The 269-nt window shown below is 34.9% G+C and carries 1 protein-coding gene; it reads right to left on the minus strand.

The features are described from left to right. Positions 1–269: Rpn family recombination-promoting nuclease/putative transposase (locus ACYQZV_RS09170; protein WP_459895351.1), on the minus strand; the 269-nt coding region annotated here is incomplete at both ends.

Raw genomic sequence — 269 nt, forward strand, 5'->3', positions numbered from 1 at the left:
TCTACGTCTTTTCTTATAGCCTCTACTTTCTCTGGGTCCATATCTTTTGGAGTTTTAAGAGTATATGCAAGGTTAAAAAGGTAATCTTTTACCTCTTCATCAATGGGAATATCTTTAACAGTAGAAATTGTTATGTTCCAATCCTCTTTGCCTACATAGATTACCATAGGTACAATGTTAGGAAACTCTTTATTTCCTCTGTAGGCCTCTTCATACTTGGCATAGATATAGGACAAAAGCTGTAAGAATATGCCTTTATCTGGACTTGA

Source organism: Hydrogenobaculum acidophilum (genome assembly GCF_054656715.1).